Origin of the sequence: Mesorhizobium yinganensis (assembly GCF_040081985.1) — a bacterium.
Taxonomy (GTDB): Bacteria; Pseudomonadota; Alphaproteobacteria; order Rhizobiales; family Rhizobiaceae; genus Kumtagia; species Kumtagia yinganensis.
The window spans coordinates 150,344-170,123 of sequence record NZ_JBEBMH010000014.1 but is presented as its reverse complement, the minus strand read 5'-3'; the positions used below and the strand labels follow the sequence as shown (position 1 = coordinate 170,123).

The window sequence follows — 19,780 nt, the reverse complement described above, 5'->3', positions numbered from 1 at the left end:
ACTTCGCCTTGAACTTGTAGAAGGTCGCAGCCGAGATGCCGTGCTTGCGGCAGACATCCGCCGTCTTCGCACCGGCCTCCTGCTCCTTCAGCATCCCGATGATCTGTTCTTCCGTGAACCTCGAAGGTCGCATCATCCGTCTCCATGATCGACGGACTCTACCCAAATCTGGAGGAAGTTCAGGGTCTCAGGTCAGCTCCGAGACCGTGGTGCATACGCTGATGGAAGGCGGCCAGCGGCTGCTGGTCGTGATGGAGGGGCAGCACAGGGTCGCGGTCGGCGAGAAGCTGGCGCTCAAGCCGGACATGGCGCAGGCGCATGTTTTCGATGCGACGGGCGGGCGGATGAATTGAGGATCAGTGGATCGATTTGAGTTTCCGTCGAGGGTGACGGCAGACACCGGCGTGTCGCAAAAACCCCTTGCACCACGCATACTTTTGCGAGGGAGTTTTGCGACCGCGTCAACTTCAGGCCAACCCCGGAGCTTGACCCGCCGGTCATTTCCCCCGAGAGAGCAAATGATCCCGCAGCAAGAGGAATGTTCTCTCTACAAAAAACCAAAGCGCGATTGCTGCCGCAAAGCTGATTGCCAGATAAACCACGAAACCGAAACCACCCTGAAGGTTTTCTTCTCCAAAGATAAGCCTGCTGATATGGAAAGCTGACTTGTGCGTCAGATAAAGGCTGTACGACAAGGTGGCGATGACCACTGCTCCGGGAACCGGCCACCTCCTCAGCACATGTTCCAAGTCGAGCATAGCCCCAAGAATAAGGGCGATTCCGATGGAAATCAGCGGGAAGCCTGCGACCGCCCCCGGCTGCGCCTGAAAGACGAGAAATAAGGTGGTTCCGGCAAGCGGACCGCGAATAGAGAACAGAACAAGCGCAACTCCGACGAAAACGAACCCCGTCGCAAGGGCAAAGCGCGGTGGCGCGTAGCGCTTGTAGAGTTCCGGTTTGAAATGCCTCGCAGCGGCAAGGAGAACGCCGAACATCAGACCATCCAAACGGGTGTATGTGGGATAATACACGTCCCTGAGGTAAACGGCGAAGGCATCCCGCAGCTTGCCGACGTCAACGAGAGTACCGACCTGGCTCTCCCACAGGGTGTATCGCAGGATCATTCCCGCAATCGCGATCACACCTGCAATGAGCAGCGTCGAATGCACACCAATGCGACGATGCAGCAGCAAGATGAGCAGCGGCAGAACCAGATAGAAATGCTCTTCAACACACAACGACCATGCTTGCGTGAAGGCACGGCCCAAGCGAGGGTCAAAGTCGAAGTTCACGGTAAAGGTCGCGAAACTCCAGACGGGCTGCATCGTCGGGGCATCCCGCACCACGGGGAAGATCGCATAGAGGCCCAAGACGACGAAGAACGCAGGGAAGATTCGGAAAACGCGACGCAGGTAAAAGGATTTCAGATCGACGCCACCGGTGTGCGAAACCTCCTTGAAGAGTTGGGCTCCAATCAGGTAGCCGCTCAGCACAAAGAAAACATCCACCCCAAGCCAAGCATAGTTGCGGACGCCAACAAGCAGCGACGGAGTTGCTTCAACAGGCAGATGCACCAGCATGACAAGAAGGATCGCCAACGATCGAAGAACGTCGGGACCGACCGCTCTTGATCGCGTAGCGCCGATCGCTTGAGATGAGAGACCTTGCGCTGAAGGAAAATATGCGGGGCTTGAATTGGCAATGGCGTTCATTGCAACGATCCGATGACTGAGCCTGAAGGGGAAACGAGCACGCCGAAGGACGTGCTATGGACCGTTTTATCTTTCCTTCGTCGGATCAAAATAGGTCATTTTATTTCCACAGAATTAGCCTAAATTTTTCGTAAATTTTGAAGCGTCGCAAAACTCCCCGATTAACGAGAAGGTTTTGAACCGGACTTTTGCGCATTGCAGAAGGGCGTTCCTGCGATCAGTTCATAGGTTCCGTAACGTGTCGAACCGCGACGCTCCCGAGCGTCAATGCCGCCGCAGGTGGGCGGCGGCAAAGCGCAGCACCCGCTCCCGCATCGCCGCACTCTCCTGATGCCCCGTCTCGGCCTCCCGATGCAGCGCCAGCTTTTCGCTCGCGCCCGCCTTTTCGTAGGCTGCGGACAGTTGCGCGAAGGCCGGATCGAAAGCGTGCGGCGGGGTGAGCGGATCGCGGTCGCCGATGCAGACGAGTTGCGGGCGTGGCGCGATCAGCCCGGCGATCTCGCCATTGCCGGCGGCTTCGAGCAGGCCGGGGACGGTCAGGTAGATGCCATGCAAATTGTGCGCGCCGGTCTCGATCAGCTTTGCGAAATCGGCGAAGCAGCAGAGATGCATGACGCAGGTTAGCCGCGGTTCCACCGCCGCCAGCCAGTAGCCGAAGGTGGCGCCCATGGAGATGCCGAACACGCCGATGCGGCCGGCATCGACATCGCGTCGCGCGGCCAGATAGTCCAGCGCCGAAGACAGTTCGCCCAGCATTTTTCCGGCCAGCGACCGGCCGCGCCACAGCAGCGCCTTGGTCGTCGGCTGCTCCTTATCAGCGGAACGCTCGCCGAAGCACGGCAGGTCGATCGCCAGCGTTAAATAGCCGGCGTGCGCAAAAACCGGTCCGAGCGGCGATTGCAGCGCCGGGCGGCCGTCGAGCAATTCCGAGGCGCCGATGTCGTAGCGGTCGCCATGGGCGTGGATGTAGAGGATGGCCGGCAGCGGGCGGTCGTTCGTCGGCGGACGGGTGAGGATGCCGCGCACCCTCTCGCCATCAGCCGTGGCGAAGGAGAGGGTTTCGACGGTGAAGCCGTCATCCTGCTGCGTAGTGCTGCCGGTGAAGCGGAGCGGATGTTTTCCGATCTCGAACAGACGGCGGAGTTGGTCAGCCAGCATTATGGGTACTCCGGCAATCAACACAGGGCAGTCGAACCGCCCGGTGCGGGATTTTGGTCGCCGAGGCCGCCGCCTTCACCTCCTCAAGCCAATTCGATCGCCTTCTTCTCGGCAATGCTCTGCTCGGCCGCCAGCACGATGCGCAGCGAGTTGACCGCCGCGTCCATGGATTCCGACAGGTCGATATCCTCCTGGATGGCCTTCAGGAAAAACGCCTGCTCGCGGTCGCAGAGTTCCTGGTGACCGGGCTCGTCGGTCATGGAAAAAATCTCGTCCGGCTTCGACCAGTTCTTGTCCTTGTCGACCGCAGAGTGGTGAATCTTGATCGCATCGGTCTTGGTGTGCTTGTCGATGTCGGCGGAATCGGAGAGTTTTTCGGCATCGGTGACGCTGCCGCCCTGGTTGGCGACGATCGACACCGCGCCCTTCGGCCCGACAACATCCTTCACGAAGAAGGCCACCTCGCTCATCATCGGCCCCCAGCCGGCCTCGTACCAGCCCACCGAGCCGTCGTCGAAGGTGACGTGAAGATGGCCGTAATTGTCCTTGTCGGCCTCGGCCCAGAGTTTCGCGCCGATGCCATGGACGCGCACCGGCTTGGCGCCGGTCAACTGGCACATGACGTCGACATAATGCACGCCGCAGTCGACGATCGGGATCAGCGAGTCGATCAGGTTCTTGTGCCAGTGCCAGGCCGGGCCCGAGGACTGCTGGTTGAGGTTGAGCCGCATCACCAGCGGTTTTCCGAGCGTCTTGCCCATCTCGATGAATTTGATCCAGGACGGATGGACGCGCAGGATGTAGCCCAGCACCAGCTTCTTGTTCCTGGCGCGGGCTGCGGCGACGACCGCTTCGGCGTCCTCGATGTTTGTGGCGATCGGCTTTTCCATGAAGACGTGGCAGCCGGCGTCGAACGCCTTGAGCGCGTATTCGGCATGCGTGTTCGGCCAGCTATTGATCGACACCGCGTCGGGTTTTGCTGCCTTCAGCGCCTCGTCATAGTCTTCGTAGAGCGGATAGCCCTTCAACTCGTCGGGAATTTTCTTGCCCTTGATCGAGCGGCTCATCAGCCCGACGATCTCGAACCCCGGATTGCGGTGATAGGCGCTGGCATGCGACGCGCCCATATTGCCGAGGCCGACGACGAGGATTTTGACTTTGTCCGGCATGGTGCCCTCCCGATCAGTTGCTTGGGAAGGCACAGCCAGCACCCCCCTCTGTCCTGCCGGACATCTCCCCCTCAAGGGGGGGAGATTGGCCGGCCGCTTGCGACGGCGCCACGCCGTCGATGATTGGCGAAACCCTTGGCTACCTCCAATCTCCCCCTCGAGGGGGAGATGTCCGGCAGGACAGAGGGGAGTGCGAAGGATCGCGATCTAGTACGTCACACCGCGTCGTCGAACATATGCGCGCGGACATTCTCGACGTCGATCGCCGCGAAGGCGTCGGTGAGCTTGTAGGCGTCGGCGTCGGCCTTGACCTTGGCGTGGTCGAAATCGTTGGCGCCCTTGATCAGGTCGTTGGTGCAGACGTCCTCAGCCTTCACCGGCTCCTTGATCTGGCCGAGCTTGAGCGTCAGGTCGAAGAACTGCTGCCAGCTCGACATGTCGTGCCAACCCCAGCCGCCGCGCTTGTCCATGTCGCCGCGGAAGACGTTGTCCTGCTCCAGCAGCGAGGTGGTGCCGAGTTCCGGCCCGGTGTTCTTGGCGAAGGCCGGGAACTGCTCGAACACCGCCTCCACCGCCGCGCGCGGGTTCTGGTGGCCGAATTCGAGACCCATGGCCCAGCCGCGCAGATATTGTTCGAGGAACGCCTTCTTGTCGGGGTCTTCAAGATCGGCGGCGCGCACGACGAAGGTGTTGGCCGGCAGTTTCGATTTCTGCACGCCCAGCCAGTAGTCGAATTTCAGGCCAGTCGCGATCCATTCGGCGCGCAGGCCCTCCCAGGAGAGCGCGGCGTCGCCCTGGCCGCCGGCAAGTGCGGTGCCCCAGGTCGGCCAGCCGGCCTCGACATATTTGATCTTGGTGACGTCGACGCCCTGAGCGGCGAGCATCGGGTCGGTGATCGCCTGCCAGGCGGCCGAGCCGAGCAGCATCGTCTTGCCTTCGAGGCCCTTCAGGTCGGCCATGCCCTCGCCCTTGCGGAAGGCGATGGAGAAGGTGTCGCGCGCGCCCATGTGGAAGACGCTCTTCAGCTTCATGCCGTTCTGCAGCGCGAAGGAGAAGATGCCGGGGGACGGGAAACCCATATCGGCCTGGCCGACATCGACGAACTTGACCGTCGCCGTGCCGTCGGACGGGCCGGGCTGCATGTCGGTCGGCAGGTCGCCGAAATAGCCCATCTTCTTCGCCGCCCAGTAGGGGTAGTCGTCCAGCACTTCCAGCGTGCCGCGCGGCGAGATCCAGGTGAATTTCTCGTAGGCCGCTGCGTTGGCGCGCAGCGCAGATCCGCCGAGCGCGGTCGCGGTCACCACGCCCGCGCCCGTCACCTGCAGGAAGGTGCGGCGGGTCATGCCCGTGTTGAAGATCGTCATTGTCAGTCTCCCATTGTTTGACGTTTTCGTTCTTGTCGTCGGCCGGCCGGCGCGTGGCTTTCGCTCTTTTACGCCTCCCAGCTTGCCCACTTCTTCCCAATGAAGAAGAAGAGCACGTAGATCAGGATGCCGAGGATCGACAGCAGCAGTACCACCGCGAAGAACTGCGGCATCTGGATCATCGATGAGTAGCTGGTGAGCCGGTTGCCGAGCCCAAAGCCGCCGCCGACCATCTCGGCGCCGACGGCGGTCAAGAGGCCGAAGATCGCGCCGATCATCAACCCGACCAGGATCATCGGCAGCGCCATTGGCGCACGGATTTTCCAGAATATCTGCAATGTGCTCGCGCCATAGGAACGCGCCAGCGCAATCTTGGCGCTGTCGACCCGGCGGAAACCGGTAGCGGCATTGATCATAACCATCGGCCCGGCGGCGAGCGCCACGGCGATGATGCGCGGCGTGTAGCCGAAGCCGAAGCGCAGGATGAGCAGCGGCACCAGCGCCAGCATCGGCGTGGTCACGAGCAGCAGGATATAGGGTGCGACGATCTTCTCGGCGAAGGGGAACTGGGTGATGACAGCCGCCAGGATCAGTCCGATGATCGAGCCGATGGCGAAACCCGACAGGAGTTCGACCAGCGTGTAGCCGAGATGCGGCGCGATCAGCGGAAACTCGTCGAACAGCGCCCAGACGATCAGGCTGGGCGGCGGCATGATGTATTGCGGCACCTCGAACCAGCGCAGCGCGAACTCTGCGCCGCCGATGATGATGACGGCGACCGCGATGATGGCCGCGACCTCGGCCCAGGATTTTATACCGGGACCGCCTGAAAAGGCGGACAAATTGGTGAGGCTGACGTCTCCGCCCTCGCCCGTCTTGGACTTCTGGAATTCCGGAATGGCGTCGCTCTGGCTCATCTCGGCGCCCCTCCGTTGACGACGGTCAGCGCCGGTTTCGCCTTGGCACCGACGCGCCCGCCAACAATGTCCATCTTGATGGCGTTGGTGAGGTCGAAAACCTCCTTCGTCGCCATGATCTCCAACGAGCGCGGTCGCGGGAACGGCACCGGATATTCCTTGGCGACGCGGCCGGGGCGCGGCGTCAACACCACCACGCGATCCGACAGGAAGATCGCTTCCTCGATCGAATGGGTGATGAAAACGATGGTGGTCGGCGCGTCGAGCCAGATTTCCTCGACCAGCCTGTTCATCTCCTCGCGGGTAAAACTGTCAAGCGCACCGAACGGCTCGTCCATCAACAGCACCGACGGCTTGAGCGACAGTGCCCTCACGATCGCTGCACGCTGCTGCATGCCGCCGGAAAGCTCGCGCGGGAACTTTCCGCCAAAACCTTCCAGCCCGACGCGGCGCAGGAGATGCTGGATCCATTGCCTGTCGGGCTGCGTGCCCTTGATCTCGAAGGGAAAATTGATGTTGGCGTCGAGATTGCGCCAGGGAAGCAGATTGGCTTCCTGGAAGACGATGCCGATATCGGGATGCGGTCCCGTGATCCTTTCACCGTCCAGGACGACCTCGCCGGCAGAGAGCTTGTGCAGGCCCGACATCGACCACAAAAGCGTGGTCTTGCCGCAGCCGGAGGGTCCGACGATTGACACGATCTCCTTGGCGCGGACATCGAGTTCGCAACGGTCCAGCGCCAACAGATCGCCGGAAGCCGTGTGATAGACCTTGGTTGCGGCACGCACACCAAGCTTCGGCTTTATGGCATGGCCAGCGTTCATGCGCCCTCGGAATTCGCGCGATGATCCCCTTATCATCGGTCCGCAAAAATCAGTCTGTAACTATCCTACTTTTCTGTCAAGCGCTCGCAACCGCTTGGTTGAAAGCCTGCAAATGATTTTCACCATCCGATTGTTTTTATTTGATTTTATGAGGCGTTGCCAAGGATGTTGCTTTCCTACATACTTTACCGGCCCAGCGGTTCGCGAGACACGGCGCAAGCGGGTGGAAGAACGGAAACATCTCCATGACGGAAGCTCTCGGCGAGGCTTGGCTAGGTGGCGAAGACGCCGCCGAGGCGCATGAGCACGCCAAGCGGATTCCCGACATCATCTCGCTGGTGAAGGATACCTATGGCGAGTTGCGTCCGGCCGAACGCCGGGTGGCCGACGTGGTGCTCGACGACGTGCGTTTCGCCATCGACGCATCCAACGCCGCGCTGGCGGAACGCGCTGAGGTGAGCGAGCCGACTGTGACGCGCTTCTGCCGCGCCATAGGCTGCGAGGGCGTGCGCGATTTCAAGCTGAAACTTGCGCAGAGCCTGGTGGTCGGCGCGCTCTACCTGAACAAGCCGCCGGCGCAGCCTTCGGGCGACAACGGCATGCCGTTCTGGAACGCGGTGTTCGGCGAGGCGCGGCTGGCGCTGCAGGAAGCGGAGCGGCAGATCGATCCGGCGCAACTGGAGAAGGCGGCCGAACTGATCGCAAAAGCGCGGCAGGTCGCGGTGTTCGGGCTCGGCGGCAGTTCCTCGGCGCTGGCGCAGGAGACGCAGTACCGGCTGTTCCGCTATGGCGTGACGGTGAGCGCCCACAACGACCCCTATGTGATGCGCATGACCGCCTCGACGCTGAAGCCGGGCGATCTGGTGATCGCGATTTCCGCCACCGGCCGCACCCACGAGGTGGTCGAGGCGGTCGAACTCGCCCGCCACTACCGCGCCAGCGCCGTCTGCATCACCGCGCCGGACACCGAGCTTGCGCGCGCCTGCGACGTGAAACTGACCGTGGCGGTGCCGGAATATCCGGACACGTTGAAGCCGACGGCCTCGCGCTTCGCCTTCCTGGCGGCGATCGACCTGCTGGCGGTGGCGACCGGCTACAAGATCGACGGCCCGGCGCGCGAGACGCTGCGGCGCATCAAATACAACATCCAGACTTACAGAGCCGGCAAGGAGATGGAGCCGCTGGGAGATTGAGGGCTTTTTCCTCTGCCCCCCACCCGCCCTCCTCGGAGACTTGAATGCACGAGAATTCCGCCACTCAAACTGCCGCCGCATGGCTCGGCGCCTTCGCCAAGGCGCTGGAAACGAAGGACGTAGGGGCGGCCACCGACCTCTTCCTTGACGACTGCTACTGGCGCGACCTTCTGGCCTTCACCTGGAATATCAAGACGCTCGAGGGCCGGGCCTCGATCCACGACATGCTCGTCGCAGCGCTCGACTCGGCCCGACCCACCGGCTGGCGGCTGACCGGCGAGGCGACGAGCGAGGACGGCCTTGTCGAAGCCTGGTTCAGCTTCGAGACCGCGGCGGGCCGGGGCGAAGGCTGCCTGCGTCTGCGTAATGGCAAATGCCGCACGCTTTTCACCGCGCTTTCTGACCTCAAAGGTTTCGAGGAAAAGGCGGGCACAAGCCGTCCGATCGGCGTGCGCCACAAGGCGGACCGCGCCCGCCGGACATGGTCGGAAGAACGGCGGCGCGAGGAGGACGGACTTGGCCGTACGCATCAGCCCTACTGCGTGGTGATCGGTGGCGGACAGGGCGGCATCGCGCTCGGCGCGCGGCTGAAACAGTTGGGCGTGCCGGCGATCGTGCTGGAGAAGAATGCGCGGGCCGGCGATTCCTGGCGCAACCGCTACCGCTCGCTCGTGCTGCACGACCCGGTCTGGTACGATCACCTGCCCTACATCCCCTTCCCCGATCATTGGCCGGTGTTCACGCCCAAGGACAAGATGGGCGACTGGCTGGAGATGTATGCGCGGGTCATGGAGCTGAACTACTGGACAAGTTCGACCTGCACGAAAGCCTCCTACGACGCGAACGAAAAGCTCTGGACGGTCGAGGTCTATCGGGCCGGCGAGACGGTCGTCCTGAAGCCGCAACACCTGGTCTTCGCCACCGGCGCCTATGGGCCGCCGAAAATGATCCCGCTGCCGGGCGCCGACAATTTCAGCGGCGAAATCCTGCATTCCAGCCAGTATACCGACGGACGGCGTTTCGGCGGCAAAAAGGTCGCGGTGATCGGCGCGGCGAGTTCCGGCCACGACGTCAGCGTCGACTTGTGGGAGAGCGGCGCCGAGGTGACGATGATCCAGCGCTCGCCGACCACGGTGGTGAAGTCGGACACGCTGATGGAACTGGCCTTCGAGATCTATTCGGAGGCCGCATTTGCGCGTGGCACGACCACGCAGAAGGCCGACATGCTGGTGGCGTCGACGCCTTTCGCACTGATGCCCGAAGGCCAGAAAAAACTCTATGACCATATCCGCAAGCGCGACGCCGCTTTCTACGAGCGCCTCGCGTCCGCCGGCTTCGCGCTGGATTTCGGCGAGGACGAGACCGGCCTGATGATGAAGGCCTACCGCACCGGCTCGGGATATTACATCGATGTCGGCGCCTCGGAACTGATCATCGACGGCGAGATCAAGGTGCGCAGCGGCGTGTCGATCAAGTCGCTGACGCCGCGAGGCATCCTGTTCGACGACGGCAGCGAACTGGCGGCCGACGCGATCGTCTGCTGCACCGGTTACCAGTCGATGCACGAGACGGTGGCGCAACTGGTTTCGCGCGCGGTGGCCGACAAGGTCGGCCCGTGCTGGGGCCTCGGCTCCGGCGTGCGCGGCGACCCAGGCCCGTGGCAGGGCGATCCGCGCAACATGTGGAAACCGACCGCGCAGGAAGCGCTGTGGTTCCACGGCGGCAACCTGGCGCTGTCGCGCTTCTATTCCAAATACGTCGCCTTGCAGATCAAGGCGCGGATGGAGGGGACTCCGACGCCGGTCTATGGCGCGCCGTCGAACGCAGTGTGAGCGCCGGAAATCTGGCCCTCACACCACCGCGGTCATGCCGCCGTCGACCGAAATGAGCTGGCCGTTTACATAGTCCGACGCGGACGAGGCGAGATAGACGACCGTGCCGACGATCTCCTCCGGCAGGCCCCAGCGCCGCGACGGCGTGCGGGCTTTTACCCAGGCATCGAAGTCCGGATTGTTGACCAGCGCGTCGTTCATCTCGGTGATGATGTAGCCGGGCGCGATGCCGTTGGCCTGCACGCCGCTTCCCGCCCATTCCGCCGCCATCTGCTGGGTCAGCATTTTCAGGCCGCCCTTGCTGGTGGCGTAAGGCGAAATCGTCGCGCGAGCCAAAAGGCTGGTTGTCGAGCAGATGTTGATGATCTTGCCACGCTTGCGCGCCACCATGCGCCTTCCGGCCTCGCGGCCGATGACGAAGGCGCTGGTCAGGTTGATGTCGATGACCTTCTGCCATTCGGCGGTGGGCAGGTCGACCATCGGCTTGCGCCACTGGATGCCGGCGTTGTTGATCAGGATGTCGATGGCGACGCCATCCGCGTCGAAGCGCTCGAAGGCGGCGAGGATCGCGCCTTCGTCGCGCACGTCGAAGGCAATGCCGTCCGCCTGGTGCCCGAGCGCGCGGACCTCGTCGACGGCTGCGGCCACGCGCGCCGCATCGGTGCCGTTGAGGATCACCTTCGCGCCGGCACCCGCCAGTCCCTCGGCAAACGCGCGGCCGAGGCCGCGCGTCGAGCCGGTGATCAGGGCCGTGCGGCCGGTGAGATCGAACATGGAATTCGGCATTCTTCCCTCAGCAACAGTTGCACTTGCCGAAATGCCGGCGGGCCAGATCGGCATGGGTCTGGCGCCCGCCGGGAGTATAGGCGCGCGCAACATGCTTTTGTTCGTTCGGCCACCACGCCCCGCCCATGACGATGCCATGCGAGATCAGTTCGCGCTCCGCGATCAGTTCCGCGCCGTTGGAATCGAAGAAGCTGACCGGCCCCGCCCGCTCGCCGAGCACCGCGATGTCGGCCGGCCCGCCGACCGCCAGCCGGCCCAGATCGGCGCGCGCGATGGCTTCCGCCGGCCGCAGCGTCGAGGCTTTCAGAACGTCTGGGAAAGGCATGCCGAGCGCCATCATCTTCGACATGCAGACGAGCATGTCGAAGGCCGGCCCGTCAATGCTGAGCAGGTGAACGTCGCTGCTGATCACGTCCGGCCCGAGCCCTTCCTTGAGCATGGTGCGCGCCACGTCGAAGTCGAAGGAGCCCATGCCGTGGCCGATGTCGAAGATGACGCCGCGCTCACGCGCCAGATGCATGTCGGGCCTGACCGCACCGGAGGCGAAGACAGGAGCGTTGGGGAACGGCCGGAAACAATGGGTGAGCACGTCGCCCTTGCGCAGGCGCGGCAGCACTTCGGAGCGGCCGGGCGGCGGCTCGTCAATATGCGCCATCAACGGCAGGCCGACCTTGTCGGCGCCCTCGACGGCGAGATCGACCGGCGCGATGCCGCTGGTGCCGCTGGCGTGTTTGCCGGCCCGCACCTTCACGCCGACCACCACGTCGCGGTGTTCCGCCACGCAGCCGACGAGTTCGCGCGGGTCGCACAGCCTGAGATCGGCGCATTCGCCGACCATGACGTTCTTCGAAAACCCGAAGATGCCGGCGAAGGAGATGTTCACATAGGCGAGGATGCGGGCTCTCGACCGCTCCATGACGTGGCGGCGGAAGCCGAGGAAATTCCCCGCACCGGCGCTGCCGGCATCGACGAAGGTGGTGGTGGCGCTGCGGGCGGCGAGCAGGTCGGCGTCGACGCCGAGCGAGGTGCCGCCCCAGTAGACGTGGCTGTGCAGGTCGATGAGACCAGGCGTCACCATGCTGCCGGTCGCGTCGACCACCTGCGCGGCCCGGTCGGCAGGAATATCGGCCTCGATCGCGGCGATCTTGCCGCCGGCAACGGCGATGTCGCTGACAGTGTCGAGGCCGGATGCCGGATCGATGACACGCCCGCCCTTGAGGAGGAGATCAAACTGCATGGTCCTCGCCTTTCACCCGGTCGCGATAACGTTTCGGAACGGCCCGCATCCGGAGAACCGCGCCATGTCTCGCCTGCCGGAAACTCAGAGTGGCTTGTAGGCCAGCGCCTCGATCTCGACCTTGATGTCGAGCATCAGGCGGGATTCGGCGGTGGTGCGCGCCGGCGGCTCTTTCGGGAAATGTTTTGCGTAGACGGCGTTGAAACCACCGAAATCGCGGGCGTCGTCCAGCCAGCAGGTCGTCTTGACTACGTCCTCCATGCCGCAGCCGGCCAATGCCAGTGCGGCCTTGACGTTCTGCAGCACCTGTTCCGTCTGCTCGGTGATGCCGCCGGTGACCACGATGCCGTCGGCACCGACCGGCACCTGGCCCGAGACGAACACGAAATCGCCGGCCCGCACGGCCGGCGACAGCGGCACATGCGAGGTTCCGAAACACTGTTTTGGCATAAACCCTCCCATCGAGCGAACAGGCCGCGAGCCCGCACCTTGCAAGGCCTGCGCGGCCGTCCGGCCCTATTGTCCGGCCAGCGGCAGACCGCCAGCGCGGTCATTTGCATAACCCTCATCCGGCGACGCGTCCACCAGTCTTGTTGGAAAGCAACACGAAATCCGAAATCCGTGTTGCTTTGTTACACGGACCTCATCATTCTGGATCGATCGGCAATCCGGGAAGGCTGGCGAAGGCAACCGGAAGCCGCGACCGGAGGGGGTGGGATGATCGATTTCGGCGGGCGCAGCGTCATCGTCACCGGCGCCGGCGGCGGGCTCGGCAAGGCGCTGGTCGAGGTGCTTGCCGGATGCGGCGCGCGTGTCGTCGCCTGCGACGTGGAAGGCATGGATCTTTCCGCGCCCGGGATTGCCGAGGCACACCGCTTCGACCTGCTCGACGAGGCGGCGGTGACCGCTTTCGCCGCGCGCATGAACGAAAACGAACCGCCGGCAGCGGTGATTTCCAATGCCGGCTGGACCCGCGCCGAGACGCTTGCCGCCGTCACCCCGGAAGCGCTCGACCGCGAGATGAACCTGAATTTTCGCAGCGCCGCCCTGCTGTCGCAGGCACTGCTGCCGTCGATGCGCAACCGGCCGGGCGGCGCCGCCTTCATCTTCGTCTCCTCCGTCAACGCGCTTGCCCATTTCGGCAATCCCGCCTATGCGGCGGCCAAAGCCGGGCTGCTCGCCTGGATGCGCGCCATCGCCACCGAGGAGGGCGGCAACGGCGTGCGCGCCAACGCCATCGTGCCGGGTTCGATCCGCACCGGCGCCTGGGAGCATCGCATCGCCGAAAAGCCGGACATTCTCGGTGCGGTCAGCAGGCTCTATCCGCTCGGGCGGCTCGTGGAACCGGCGGAAGTGGCGCGCGCGGCGGTGTTTCTCGCCTCACCGGCGGCGAGCGGCATCACCGGCGTCTCGCTCAATGTCGATGCCGGGCTGCTCGCCAGCAACCTGCCCTTCCTCAACGAAATCGCGTAAGAACGCCTGGAAAATGCGTGATCGCAGGGTGACGCATTTCCAGAACGGGCTCTGAACGAGGAGAAAACATGCGCGTCGAAGACCTGGATACACCGGCGATCGTCATCGACCGAAAAATCGTCGAAGAGAATTTGAAGCGGGCGCAGGCGCATGCCGACCGGCAGGGCAAAAAGCTCCGGCCGCACATCAAGACGCACAAGCTGCCGCAATTCGCCAGGCGGCAACTCGAACTCGGCGCCATCGGCATCACCTGCCAGAAGATCGGCGAGGCCGAGGTGATGGCCGATGCCGGCATCGGCGACATCTTCATCCCGTACAACATCATCGGCAAACCGAAGCTGGAGCGGTTGAAGGCGCTGCACGAGCGCATCACGCTGTCTGTGACGGCCGACAGCGCCACCACCGTCGACGGCTATGGCGCCACCTTCACCGACGCGGGGCGCCCGCTCACCGTTCTGATCGAATGCGACACCGGCGGCGGCCGCTGCGGCGTCCAGTCGGCGGCCGACGCGGTGGCGCTGGCCAAACGCATCGCTTCCCATCCCGGCCTGCGCTTCGGCGGCCTTATGACATACCCGCCACGTCAGAAGGTCTCAGGCGTGGATTCCTGGCTGCATGACGCGCTGAAACTTTTCGAGGCGGAAGGCATCCGGGTCGAGCGCGTGTCGGTCGGCAACTCGCCGGATTTCTTCGGACCCACCCGCGTCGACGCGGCGACGGAACTGCGGCCGGGCACCTATATCTATTCGGACCGCATGCAGGTGACCTACGGCCACGGCACGCTGGAAAACTGCGCGCTGACCGTGCTGGCGACCGTCGTCAGCCGCCCGACCGCCGACCGCGCCATCCTCGACACCGGCTCGAAATCGCTGGCAGCCGACCTGTCGCCGTCGCCCGGCCACGGCCACATCGTCGAATATCCGGACGCGGTGATCACCATGCTCAACGAGGAGCATGGCATTGTCGACCTGTCGCGCTGTGCGATGAAACCCGCCATCGGCGACAAGGTCCGCGTCATTCCCAACCATGTCTGCGTGGTCTCCAACCTGTTCGACGTGGTGCATGTCGCCGAGGACGGGCAAGTGATCGAACAACTGCCGGTGGCTGCGCGCGGCAAACTGAGCTGAGACAGCGCTAGTCGCGACAAGGAGTGGCAAATCATGACATTCGACAGGAATCCGTTCCCCGAGGGCGATCGGGACCGCCACGAACTCTGGGAAATGCTGATGCGCCGCGACTTCCAGGCCTTCATCGCCCAGGACTGGTCGATGGTCGAGGACGATTTTCTCGCCGACAGCTTCTTCGGCATGCACGCGCATTTCCTGAACGATGCCGACGCCTGGCGGCTGCAGTTTCCGCGGCTGGAAATCTATCGCGACGAATGGCTGCGCCAGGCCGCCGAGACGGCCAAGACCAAATATGCCGAACCGCTGCTCGACGCCATGTTCCGGGTGACCAACATGCGCGACATCGATGTCGACGGCGACCGCGCCGTGCTGCACAAGAAGTTCAACGGCTCGATAGCCAAGGCCGATGGCACGGCCGACCGGCTGAACTGGCAGACGCTGTATTTCTGCCGAAAAACCGGCGGCCGGTGGAAGATCGCCGGCTTCGTCGGCTACATGCCGCACCCGCTGGGGCGGTAGCCCACGGCTCGTCCAGCAGCAACCGTTCGTTTCACCCGCAGGCGACATGTCAACAGCCTGAGTCGTCTCGGCCACATTAGCCCGAGCGATGGATACACATTTATTAACTTTTTAGTTTTTCGGCTTTGATGTCGGATTCGCGACACGCTAGATTGAAACCGAATCAGTCGAGATGCGGCGCATAATCCACCGCAATTCGGCCCCATCGGGCAGGTTTCGGGGATCCGGCGGGACATTCGGGTGCAGTGCGGTTCGCGGCCTGTCCAAAGGGCAGGCGTGTGGTTTTCGTAACAAGTGATGCGTTTTTCATGTCCGGTCGCTGGCGCAGCCAGGGTCCGGGCACACGCAACGATTCAGGCTTCCAGCGGACGGCATGACGAGCCTAGGCGAACAGTATGAGGCATCGACGGGACTAGCGAAAAGGCTGGCCTCGCGAGGCGACCTCACCGGATTCCTGATGGCGCTTTGCCAAAACATCGGGGCCGACAGCTATATGCTTGTCGCCGTGCTTCACGACCAGAACCGCAGCGACATTCGCATCGTCGCCTCGAACTGGATCTACGACGCAATCCAGCTCGTCGGCCACCAGGCCATCGCCGCGATCGCCCAAAGCAGCTTTTCAGTGCCGCCCGGCATACGGCCACGGCCGATCACCACGCGCGAGGCTCCGCCCGTCACCGGCGTGCTCGACGGCGAGGAGGTGAAGCTTCTGGACGTTCTCGGCCACGGCGAGATCTTCGCGCTGAGGCTGAATGTCGGTCGCCAGCGCTTGTTCATGCTGTTGTCCACCGCTGAACCGGGAGAACTGGACCCAGCCGAGTTGAGCCGTACGCAGATGCGCTGCTGCCACGCCCTGTCGCAAGTGCCCGGCCTCTTGGCGGCGGCCGCCCAGCAGGACCCGCTCTCCGACCGCGAACGCGAATGCCTCTACTGGGTTTCCGAAGGCAAAACGACCGATGAGGTGGCACTCATCCTCGGCGTTTCCGCCAACACCGTGAACAGCTACGTCACCCACGCCATTCAGAAGTTCGCGGCCTCGAACCGGGTCATGGCCGTCGCGACCGCAATCAGGAGCGGCATCATTTGACCAGGCAGGACAACCGCAAGGCCGCCGCACGCTCTAGTGCCCGGGATCACAAGTCCCCGTTCGGCGCCGCCGCGCCGAGTGACGAAGCGGGGCATACGCTGACCGTACCCGATGCCGTGCGACGCTGCCGGTGGATCGCCATCGACATCAACGCATCCGAATTCGCGCTTTTCTTCGTCAGCCCGTCGCTGGAACGCGCGCGGCTTGTTGCCTGCTTCGATTCGCACTACCCCGGCTTTTCCGCGTCGACCCGCGCCGCGTCGGAGCGCGATGGCGAGGCGATTGTGCGCCATGCCCGCACCTCCAGCCTGCCGTGCTGGTGGACCAACGGCGAGGCAACCGCCTCCCCCGAAACGTTCGCGGGGCTCGAAATGGCGGATCGCACGGAAGAGTTGGTGCCTGGCCATCCTGGCATCGCCTTTCCGGTCTTTTCCGATCGCGGCCAATGCGGGCTGATCGCCTTCTGGGGACGAGACATATCGCTGGCGGGCGACCAGGTTTTTGACATCCACGCCCGCTGCTTCTCCCTGTTCAACGCCGTGGCGATGATCCGCTCCAATGAGCTGCGCAAAATGCCGAGCATCTCGAAGCGCGAACTGGAATGCCTGAAGCTGACGGCCAACGGCCTTACCAGCGAGCAGATCGCCGCTTCTTTGAAGCTGTCGATCCACACGGCCAACCAGTATCTGGCGAGTTCGACGCAGAAACTTAACGCCACCAACCGCACCCATGCGGTGGCCAAGGCCATGAAACTCGGCCTCTTCGAGTAAGAATTCTCTTACAGTTGTCCTGGCCTACGGACCAATCGCCGGCTCCGCGCGCCGAATCCGTGAATCCTCGATTGCCGCCGCGAGGAAAGCCGTGTTCTTCTCCGGATCGGGATCTGGATCGTCGAAGGCCACGTAATTGACCTCGACCGACGCCTCCTCCGCGCCTAGCGTCAGCGTGAAATACACTGTCGCGCCGCGCGGCCTGAGTTCGAGGTCGAGTTCGATGCGCGGCGGCTCCGACCAGCCGACATGCGCCTGGCCGCCGTGGCCCAGCCGGATCGTGCGCGGCATGAAGTACAGTTCCGCGGCGGAATCCACGAGGTCGGAAATACAGGCGAAATGCTCCAGCCTAATGAAGGCGATGTAATCGGCGGCGTCGACCAGGCGCAATTCGGCGACGATGTCGCCAATTGCGTCGGCGACGATGACCTCGCGGGACGATGCGTGCGATTGCCGGATCATGATGCCTGTTTTTTCGGAGCCTGCTTGGCGTAAACGATGCGGATGAGCTCCGCGACCGCCTGGTAGAATTGCTGCGGGATCACGCTATCCACCGAAACTTGCTTGTACATGGAGCGGGCGAGCGCCACGTCCTCGAAGACCGGGATGTTGTGTTCGGCCGCGATCTCGCGGATGCGGAGAGCAACCAGATCCTGCCCCTTGGCAAGCACCACCGGCGCTGTGTTCTCTTCGCGGACGTAGCGCAGCGCGATGGAGAAGTGGGTCGGGTTGGCAATGATCAGCGTGGCACGCGGCACCGCCGTCATCATCCGCCGCCGCGCCCGGTCGCGCGCCAGCGACCGCAGCCGCGACTTGACGATCGGGTCGCCTTCGGACTGCTTCATCTCGTCCTTCACCTCCTGCTTGGTCATGCGCAAATCTTGCAGCCAATGGAAACGCGACCAGACGACGTCGACGCCGGCGATCGCCGCCATCACCACCACGATGGCCACAAGAATGTTGATGGCAATGTCGCGGATCACCAGGCCGAACGAAGCCGGCGGCGTGATCATGCCGGACAGCAGCGTCACGAGATCGTTGCGCAGGATGAAGATCAGCACCAGCGTTACGAACAGAAGCTTGCCGACCGCCTTGGCGAACTCGACGAAGCCCTGGACGCCGAACAGGCGCTTCCACCCTTCTGAGAGCGAGATGCGCGAGGCTTGCGGTTGGATGCGCTCGCCCACGAACTGCGGCAGGTTCTGGACGGCCGAGGCCAGGAACCCCGCCGCCATAAGCATCGCCACCAGCGCCACGATGGCCTGGCCGACCTGCATCAGCACCGCCTTGTAGAGCGTGCCGACGTCGCTCGCCGTGTCGAGCGGCCAGTCCTCCGGCTTCTCCAGGAACACCGACAGGAACGAGCCCATCTCGGCAATGTTCTGCTGGGCGAAGAACACTGAGAAGACAAGTATGGCGAGGAAGGAAGCTAGGATCGGCGCCTCGCGCGAGCTGGGCAGCTTACCCTTCTCGACCGTATCGCGGATCTTCTTCTCGGTCGGGTCTTCGGTTTTGCTGTCCTTGTCGGCACTCTCGGACATGGCTGTCGCTGCTCAGGCCGGCGTCAGGCAGCGGCGGCTTGCGTCGACGGCAGTTCGAAGGTGCCTTCGCGCGCCATGCGGATCGCGGTCGATGCGACCGTCTTGCGGGCCCTCACTATGTCGGCCATGGCGATGCCGTCGGAACCTTGTCCGAGCTCGGACTCGATCATGCGGCGCGAGCGGGCGCCGATCGACGACAGCACGGACTCGGCAAGCTGCGCCGGCGTGTTGCGAAGGCAGAGCGTGACGAGTTCGGTCGACAGCCCGTCGAACAGCGCGACACGCGCCTTCTGCGTGAGCAGCGGAATATCCTCGAACGAGAACAGCCTTGCGCGGATCGCCTCGAGATCGGGCGTGCCGGCCTCCTGAAGGTCCTGCATCACCTCGTCAAGTTGGCCCTTGTCGAGTTCGTTGAGGAGATTGGCGACGCGGCTCTGCCCAGCCGACGTGTCCTTGGTGTTGGTTTCGCCGAGCACGCGGCTGCGCAACTGGTTCTCGATGATCTTCGTCGCCGCCTCGGGAATGGTTGCAATCGACATCATGCGCCGGATGATCTCGCCGCGCAGCGGCTTTTCCAGCGTCAGCAGCGTGTTGGCGGCCGCCTGCGGCGCCAGCTTCGACAGCACCAGCGCCGAGGTCTGGGCATGCTCGCTGGCGAGGAACGCGCCGAGCCGGACCGGCTCCAGCTTCTCCAGCTCGGTCCACACCGGCGGCGGCTGGTTGGCTGCAACCGCCTGATCCCTGCCCATGATCGCCTTCATCTCTTCCGGCGACAGGGTCTCGCTGAGAAGATCGTCCATCTGGTCTGCCGAATCGATCTGGCCAGCGCCCTCCGTGAATTCGGCCTCGAATTCGGCGACGATCCGCTCCAGCTCGCTCTGCGGAATGGTCTTCAGCAGCCGCGCGCCTTCGATCAGCGCCTTCAGTTCCTCCTGCTTGAAGAATTTCAGCAGGCGACTGGCGGCAGGTTTGCCCATGGCGACCAGGATGGCCGCAGCCTTCTGCGCGCGGGTGAGGTTGAGCGTGGTCATTCTCGGCTCGGTCTCATCGGCACCCTGTCATCGCCGGGCC

21 protein-coding genes are annotated in these 19,780 nt (G+C 63.6%); 8 read left to right on the top strand and 13 right to left on the bottom strand.

The genetic code is table 11. The annotated features are described in order from the left end of the window. On the bottom strand, nt 1–133 hold a 133-nt coding region (locus ABMA59_RS23165; protein ID WP_349006656.1), incomplete at its 3' end, for a transposase. 76 nt (nt 134–209) lie between these two features. Here ABMA59_RS23165 and ABMA59_RS23160 point away from each other — a divergent pair. Continuing rightward, nucleotides 210–353, top strand: coding sequence for a hypothetical protein (locus ABMA59_RS23160; RefSeq protein ID WP_349007758.1), 144 nt, complete (start codon nt 210–212; stop codon nt 351–353). A 144-nt stretch (nt 354–497) separates the two neighbouring features. Here ABMA59_RS23160 and ABMA59_RS23155 read toward each other — a convergent pair whose 3' ends face one another. The 6 genes from ABMA59_RS23155 to ABMA59_RS23130 form a co-directional block, all read right to left on the bottom strand. Then, nucleotides 498–1,712 (bottom strand): acyltransferase family protein, encoded by a 1,215-nt coding sequence (locus tag ABMA59_RS23155; RefSeq protein WP_349007757.1) that lies wholly within the window; start codon nt 1,710–1,712, stop codon nt 498–500. Nucleotides 1,713–1,976: 264 nt separating this feature from the next. Next, nucleotides 1,977–2,870: an alpha/beta hydrolase family protein gene (locus tag ABMA59_RS23150; protein ID WP_349007756.1), complete on the bottom strand. Its 894-nt coding sequence runs from the start codon at nt 2,868–2,870 to the stop codon at nt 1,977–1,979. 83 nt (nt 2,871–2,953) lie between these two features. Then, the gene (locus tag ABMA59_RS23145) at nt 2,954–4,039 is read right to left on the bottom strand and encodes a Gfo/Idh/MocA family protein (protein ID WP_349007755.1); all 1,086 of its coding nucleotides are present in this window, start codon (nt 4,037–4,039) and stop codon (nt 2,954–2,956) included. A 215-nt stretch (nt 4,040–4,254) separates the two neighbouring features. Beyond that, entirely contained in the window at nt 4,255–5,403 is a 1,149-nt protein-coding gene (locus ABMA59_RS23140) for an ABC transporter substrate-binding protein (protein ID WP_349007754.1), read from the bottom strand. 68 nt (nt 5,404–5,471) lie between these two features. Further along, entirely contained in the window at nt 5,472–6,320 is an 849-nt protein-coding gene (locus tag ABMA59_RS23135; RefSeq protein WP_349007753.1) for an ABC transporter permease, read from the bottom strand. Continuing rightward, entirely contained in the window at nt 6,317–7,144 is an 828-nt protein-coding gene (locus ABMA59_RS23130) for an ABC transporter ATP-binding protein (RefSeq protein ID WP_349007752.1), read from the bottom strand. The genes ABMA59_RS23135 and ABMA59_RS23130 overlap by 4 nt, the downstream gene beginning before the upstream one ends. Before the next feature lie 245 nt (nt 7,145–7,389). On the opposite strand from ABMA59_RS23130, the gene ABMA59_RS23125 reads away from it, so the two are divergent. Then, nucleotides 7,390–8,337, top strand: a complete 948-nt coding sequence (locus ABMA59_RS23125) for a MurR/RpiR family transcriptional regulator (RefSeq protein ID WP_349007751.1) — start codon at nt 7,390–7,392, stop codon at nt 8,335–8,337. A gap of 44 nt (nt 8,338–8,381) precedes the next feature. After that, nucleotides 8,382–10,169, top strand: coding sequence for an NAD(P)-binding domain-containing protein (locus ABMA59_RS23120; RefSeq protein ID WP_349007750.1), 1,788 nt, complete (start codon nt 8,382–8,384; stop codon nt 10,167–10,169). Between the two features lie 18 nt (nt 10,170–10,187). Here ABMA59_RS23120 and ABMA59_RS23115 read toward each other — a convergent pair whose 3' ends face one another. The 3 genes from ABMA59_RS23115 to ABMA59_RS23105 all read right to left on the bottom strand — a co-directional run bounded on the left by ABMA59_RS23115 (nt 10,188) and on the right by ABMA59_RS23105 (nt 12,642). Further along, nucleotides 10,188–10,955 carry an SDR family oxidoreductase gene (locus ABMA59_RS23115; protein ID WP_349007749.1) on the bottom strand — a complete coding sequence of 256 codons (768 nt, stop codon included), beginning with the start codon at nt 10,953–10,955 and terminating at the stop codon, nt 10,188–10,190. 7 nt (nt 10,956–10,962) lie between these two features. Then, nucleotides 10,963–12,192 (bottom strand): amidohydrolase/deacetylase family metallohydrolase, encoded by a 1,230-nt coding sequence (locus ABMA59_RS23110; protein WP_349007748.1) that lies wholly within the window; start codon nt 12,190–12,192, stop codon nt 10,963–10,965. Nucleotides 12,193–12,276: 84 nt separating this feature from the next. Next, nucleotides 12,277–12,642 (bottom strand): RidA family protein, encoded by a 366-nt coding sequence (locus tag ABMA59_RS23105; protein WP_349007747.1) that lies wholly within the window; start codon nt 12,640–12,642, stop codon nt 12,277–12,279. 267 nt (nt 12,643–12,909) lie between these two features. Between ABMA59_RS23105 and ABMA59_RS23100 the strand changes: the two genes are divergently transcribed. From ABMA59_RS23100 to ABMA59_RS23080, 5 genes are all read left to right on the top strand, one after another. Beyond that, nucleotides 12,910–13,665, top strand: coding sequence for an SDR family NAD(P)-dependent oxidoreductase (locus ABMA59_RS23100; RefSeq protein WP_349007746.1), 756 nt, complete (start codon nt 12,910–12,912; stop codon nt 13,663–13,665). Nucleotides 13,666–13,733: 68 nt separating this feature from the next. Then, nucleotides 13,734–14,792, top strand: coding sequence for a D-TA family PLP-dependent enzyme (locus ABMA59_RS23095; protein WP_349007745.1), 1,059 nt, complete (start codon nt 13,734–13,736; stop codon nt 14,790–14,792). 33 nt (nt 14,793–14,825) lie between these two features. Next, nucleotides 14,826–15,311, top strand: a complete 486-nt coding sequence (locus ABMA59_RS23090) for a hypothetical protein (protein WP_349007744.1) — start codon at nt 14,826–14,828, stop codon at nt 15,309–15,311. A gap of 373 nt (nt 15,312–15,684) precedes the next feature. Then, the gene (locus tag ABMA59_RS23085) at nt 15,685–16,398 is read left to right on the top strand and encodes a helix-turn-helix transcriptional regulator (RefSeq protein WP_349007743.1); all 714 of its coding nucleotides are present in this window, start codon (nt 15,685–15,687) and stop codon (nt 16,396–16,398) included. Then, nucleotides 16,395–17,168, top strand: a complete 774-nt coding sequence (locus tag ABMA59_RS23080; RefSeq protein ID WP_349007742.1) for a helix-turn-helix transcriptional regulator — start codon at nt 16,395–16,397, stop codon at nt 17,166–17,168. Before ABMA59_RS23085 ends, ABMA59_RS23080 begins: the two co-directional genes overlap by 4 nt. A 24-nt stretch (nt 17,169–17,192) precedes the next feature. Here ABMA59_RS23080 and ABMA59_RS23075 read toward each other — a convergent pair whose 3' ends face one another. From ABMA59_RS23075 to ABMA59_RS23065, 3 genes are read right to left on the bottom strand one after another with little or no spacing between them, the layout of a single operon-like run. Further along, a complete protein-coding gene (locus ABMA59_RS23075; RefSeq protein ID WP_349007741.1) occupies nt 17,193–17,630 on the bottom strand; it encodes a hypothetical protein in 438 nt (145 codons plus the stop codon). Next, on the bottom strand, nt 17,627–18,709 hold the full coding sequence (gene flhB, locus ABMA59_RS23070; protein ID WP_349007740.1) for a flagellar biosynthesis protein FlhB: 1,083 nt from the start codon (nt 18,707–18,709) through the stop codon (nt 17,627–17,629). The genes ABMA59_RS23075 and flhB overlap by 4 nt, the downstream gene beginning before the upstream one ends. 23 nt (nt 18,710–18,732) lie before the next feature. Next, the gene (locus ABMA59_RS23065) at nt 18,733–19,740 is read right to left on the bottom strand and encodes a flagellar motor switch protein FliG (protein ID WP_349007739.1); all 1,008 of its coding nucleotides are present in this window, start codon (nt 19,738–19,740) and stop codon (nt 18,733–18,735) included. Nucleotides 19,741–19,780 lie beyond the last annotated feature (40 nt).